The organism is Maribacter sp., assembly GCF_049667165.1.
GTDB lineage: Bacteria > Bacteroidota > Bacteroidia > Flavobacteriales > Flavobacteriaceae > Maribacter_A.
Genome location: NZ_JBATHS010000176.1, coordinates 1 through 5,066, shown reverse-complemented (window position 1 = coordinate 5,066; position 5,066 = coordinate 1). Strand labels below are relative to the sequence as shown.

The 5,066-nt window shown below is 40.1% G+C and carries 3 protein-coding genes and 1 pseudogene; all 4 read left to right on the top strand.

Going from position 1 to position 5,066, the window contains the following annotated elements; all coding sequences use genetic code 11:
* The first annotated feature begins 256 nt into the window (after positions 1-256).
* Positions 257-1,126, top strand: coding sequence for a M23 family metallopeptidase (locus tag WBM98_RS09285; protein ID WP_424365744.1), 870 nt, complete (start codon positions 257-259; stop codon positions 1,124-1,126).
* 1 nt (position 1,127) lies between these two features.
* Positions 1,128-2,630 carry a GH3 auxin-responsive promoter family protein gene (locus WBM98_RS09280; protein WP_424365743.1) on the top strand — a complete coding sequence of 501 codons (1,503 nt, stop codon included), beginning with the start codon at positions 1,128-1,130 and terminating at the stop codon, positions 2,628-2,630.
* A gap of 235 nt (positions 2,631-2,865) precedes the next feature.
* The gene (locus WBM98_RS09275) at positions 2,866-4,551 is read left to right on the top strand and encodes a DUF6909 family protein (RefSeq protein WP_424365742.1); all 1,686 of its coding nucleotides are present in this window, start codon (positions 2,866-2,868) and stop codon (positions 4,549-4,551) included.
* 6 nt (positions 4,552-4,557) lie between these two features.
* A pseudogene (locus WBM98_RS09270) lies at positions 4,558-5,066 on the top strand (hypothetical protein); the annotation flags it as partial.

The following is a 5,066-nucleotide window of genomic DNA, read 5'->3' as shown; positions in this document are numbered from 1 at the left end:
CAACAATTGCTATTTGCCATGGACCAATTGCCAAAAATGTATGTAAAGCTGTCATATTATTATGTTTTAATGGATAACAAATGTACTAAAAACTTATTAGTTTGCTGTTAATATTAACGCAATGGCTTTTTTTTAATTGTGTAAAAAGAAAATCTTGATTCAACGTATGTATTTGAACTGCGAACAGGCTTAAACAAAACATAAAATTTTATAAGAACTATATTAAAATTCAATTCTAAGTCTATCTTTGTTTAAAATGGCTAAAAAAGTAAAAAAGAGAAAGGATATCAAAAGAAAGCTGCTGCACAAGTATCGCTTGGTAATCCTTAATGAAAGTACTTTTGAGGAAAAAATTAGTTTTAAGCTTAGCCGTTTGAACGTTTTTGTTACTGGATCCCTTTTTATTATAGGCCTGATCGGCCTTACCATCTTGTTGATTGCCTTTACGCCACTTCGCGAATATATTCCGGGATATTCATCCACAAAACTTAAGCGTCAAGCCACCGAACTTACGTATAAAACGGATTCCTTGGTAAACACCTTGAATTATACCAATAGGTATCTGGATAATATCCGAAAAGTGCTTCGCGGCGATATAGAAAACACCGAGATCAATCGGGATTCCTTGTTCGAGCAATTTAAATTGGACCCTTCAAGTATTGATCTAAGTCCGATTAAGGAAGATTCCCTCTTACGGGCGGAGGTGGCCCTGGAAGACAAGTACAATTTATTTGAAACCAATAGCGATAAATCGAACTTAGTACTTTTTCCGCCCCTGAGCGGAACCCTTTCGGATACCTTCGATAGGGACAAAAGACATTTTGCTGTTGATATTGTTGCACCAAAGGACACGCCGATCAAGGTAGTAGCCAATGGTATTGTCATTTTTGCGGAATGGACTGCGGAAACGGGATATGTTATTATCGTTGAGCATAAAGACGGACTTCTAAGTGTCTACAAGCATAATGGGTCGTTGAGCAAGTCACAAGGCGATATTGTCCGAGCGGGGGAAGTAATAGCCTCGGTAGGGAATACGGGGGAATACACTACGGGACCCCACCTGCATTTTGAATTATGGAATAATGGAAACCCCGTGAATCCACTTGATTTTATAGATTTTAAATAAGATGTCAATAAAATCCATAGCGGCTAAACTATTTGCCAGAAGCATCAGTAGAAAAACAGCTCAATGGGTAAACCATCCATTGGAAACCCAAGATGCCGTATTCAAGGAATTGATCAAAACAGCCCGTAATACGCTTTTTGGAAAGGAGCATTTCTTCGAAGAGATACATACTCATGAAGATTTTGTAAAAAAGGTTCCTATTCGGGATTATGAAGAGCTTAAGGGGTATGTAGCAAAGGTGGTCGCCGGCCAATCGGATATTCTTTGGCCCGGAAAACCCGTGTATTTCGCAAAAACTTCGGGGACTACCTCGGGTGCCAAGTATATCCCTATCACAAAGAGCTCTATAAAACATCAGGTAGAGGCCTCTAGGAACGCAATCCTTTCTTATATCGATGAAACCGGGAATGCGGATTTTGTGGACGGAAAAATGATATTTCTACAAGGAAGTCCTGAATTGCAGGAGAAAAACGGAATTAAGTTGGGAAGATTGTCCGGCATTTCGGCGCATTATGTACCCAGCTATCTTCAAAAAAACAGATTGCCCAGTTGGGAAACCAATTGCATTGAAGATTGGGAAACAAAGGTAGACGCCATAGTCGAAGAGACCATGCATGAGAATATGACGGTTATAGCCGGGATTCCCTCGTGGGTTCAAATGTATTTTGAAAAATTGAGCACCAAAAGCAATAAAAAAATCGGTGATATCTTTAAGAATTTCCAACTGTTCATTTATGGAGGGGTAAATTATGAACCCTATCGGGACAAATTTGAGAACCTAATAGGCCGAAAAGTGGCAAGTATAGAACTATTTCCTGCAAGTGAAGGCTTTTTCGCATACCAGAACTCCCAGACCGAAAAGGGCATGTTATTGCTTTTGAATTCCGGGATTTTCTATGAGTTCGTAAAAGCCGATACTTTTTTTGATGATGAAAGGGAGCGGCTTACCATTAAGGATGTTGAAATCGGGGTGAATTATGTAATGATCATCTCGACCAACGCAGGATTATGGGCCTATAACTTGGGTGATACCGTTCAGTTTATTTCTTTGAAGCCTTATAAAATAGTCGTATCAGGACGAATCAAACATTTCATATCGGCCTTTGGGGAACATGTCATTGCCAAAGAGGTGGAAGAAGCCATGCAAAAGGCCGTTGCAGCGACAGATGCCCGAATCAACGAGTTTACCGTTGCCCCCCAAATAACTCCAAAAGATGATGGGCTCCCTTATCATGAATGGTTTGTCGAGTTTGAAAAAAAACCTTCCGATATGGTGAGATTCATCAAAATATTGGATACTTCCCTTCAGGCACAGAACAGTTATTATTTTGATCTGATCGATGGTAAAATACTCCAGACCTTAAAAATACGGCCTATCAAAAAAGGTGGTTTTCAGGACTATATGAAATCCATCGGAAAATTAGGGGGTCAAAACAAACTACAACGCCTTTCAAATGATCGCAGTGTGGCCGATGCGTTGGGTGTATTTGTCACTGAACTATAGCATCTCCCATTAACTTTGGGTTACAGCTGATTGTTCCTTGAATTACATCCAAATAATTGGTCGATGTCCGTCCCTGTCCGAACATGGTCAGGTGTGCATGCCGTTCGGACTGGTCACAGTGTCGAAGTTTACCTCTCCTTAGGAGAGGTCGGAACTGCTTTTTTGCAGTACCGGGTGAGGTAAAATATAAAATTTCAAGAAATTTTTTATTTGTAATTTTGCATGAAATTTCTGTATGAACAATACCACAGACACTACCAGAGCGCAAGAATCCACCAATGCCATTGAGCGTTTGTACATCACCATGCGGCACTTGTTCAACCGCGGGTTCTATAAACCCATGGGGGTTTCAGGAGAAACCCTACGAAATGCGCTTTTACAGTTACGCCCCGAAATTTATGGATCCATCGCCGAAGAGAAAACAGAACTCGACGGACTGGTTTATGTTTTAGAACGGTTACCAGAAGGTATTGAACAATGCAGATTCATAAACCTCACCTCAGATGAAGGGTATGGGAAGGCACATTTTGCTCCCATTATACCGCCCAAGCGCAGAAGAAATTGCTATCGTATCGATGCCGAGCAGATGAATATTGAAATTACAAGGGGACGTTCCGATATCTACGACATCCTTACCCACCTTACCTTTTTGTTCATCGAATCGCATAAAATCTGTAAACGCGTTCTTATTGAGGACACCGATAGGACCATTCGTGATTGGGCAAAACTTGAGAATGCTGCCAAAAAGCAAGAACTTTCGCGGTCTGAACGTGAAGTTGCCTTGATACATACCGCAAATATCTTAAACCGATCGTTTGAGGAAGTCTTGGGCTTCTATAACAAATTTGCTACTAAAAAGGAGCCGGAAAAATTCCTCCATATTATTTATTGGATGGGCAAATTGGCTATAGAAGAAGAAGTTACCGGGGAAAAAAGAGCGATAACCTTCACTTCATTATTACGCGAACGGCTAGGACATCATATACATGGTGAACGTTGGGCGAATAGGATTAAAGAGGTAATGGAAAAAAACGATTTATTAGCGAGACCTATTCACATTATCAGTGCCAATATGCATAGCGTCATGAATTCCCTTTTCGCAAAAAAGGCCTTGCATAAAGAATTTCCCAACAATGGCTCCTTGGATATTTATAAGGCTTTAAGTTCCCCTGAAAACCATTTGTTACAAAAGAAAGTGCATGAAATCGCCAATAAAAATGGGATGATCACCGTAGATGACGATTCAGGAACCAATATAGACGTCCAGATTTTTGATTTGGCCAAATTGGGAAAGGACGCCTGTTGTTATGATTTGACAAAGGATATTCCAAATGAACAAAAACCAATTATATTTGTGATGGACTATGCTTTTGGGGAACAGGCTTACGAAACGATCGACGAATTATTGAAACCGTATAAGAGCACTAAGAAAGGCGATGTCTTCCTTGATATCGCATCGATTTCCATAATGGGAAAGGCTGGTATTTTGGAAGGAGGTAAGGGAGATTTAATGATTCCGTCGGCACATATTTTTGAAGGAACATCGGATAATTACCCCTTTAAGAACGAATTATCCGCAAAGGATTTTCAGGGTTATGGACTAGAGGTTTTTGAAGGCACTATGGTCACGGTTTTAGGAACGTCCTTGCAAAACAGGGATATTTTGAAGTTCTTTCATAAGTCCACTTGGAATGTCATTGGATTGGAAATGGAAGGTGTACATTATCAAAAAGCCATTCAATCGGCTTCGAAGATACGCAATAGCATTCGTGAGGATGTGAAGGTCAGGTATGCGTATTATGCCTCGGATAATCCCCTGGAAACTGGGGGTACTTTGGCTTCGGGTGGGTTGGGCACTGCTGGTGTGAAACCGACCTATTTAATAACAGATAAAATTTTGGAACAGATTTTTAATTCATAAACTACGATGAGCAACCAAGTACAACCACAAACACCACCACCATCCGATGAAATAGATTTGGGACAGATGTTTCAAATGATCGGGAATGGGTTTAATCGCATTTTTAGGGGCTTTTTAAGAGTATTCCTGTATTTGAAAAAGAATGCTTTGATTCTATTGGGTCTCGTGATATTGGGGGGTGCGATAGGGTTTGGTTTAAACCGGATTATTTCAAAAAAAATAAAGACGGAAGTTATTGTCAAACCCCAAATGGAGAGCAAGAATTATTTGTATGACGTGATCAATGAAATACAAGCGAATATAAAGGCCAAGGACACGGAATTTTTCACAAGTATTGGTATTGATGTAAACAATTTTGATGGGTTGGAAGTTGCTATTGCCGCGGTTAGTGAAAATAAGGTAAGCAGCGAAAGTGAAATGAAGTATTTAGAACTGCTTCAAAGCTTTGAGAAAACGGAAGCCATTGCCGATATTGTTCGGGCCGAATTACAGAATAAAAGCTCTTTTAATCATCG

Bases quoted from the DNA above. Each gene is read 5' to 3' on its own strand.
- WBM98_RS09285 (WP_424365744.1), top strand. From the start codon at position 257: ATGGCTAAAAAAGTAAAAAAGAGAAAGGATATCAAAAGAAAGCTGCTG.
- WBM98_RS09280 (WP_424365743.1), top strand. From the start codon at position 1,128: ATGTCAATAAAATCCATAGCGGCTAAACTATTTGCCAGAAGCATCAGT.
- WBM98_RS09275 (WP_424365742.1), top strand. From the start codon at position 2,866: ATGAACAATACCACAGACACTACCAGAGCGCAAGAATCCACCAATGCC.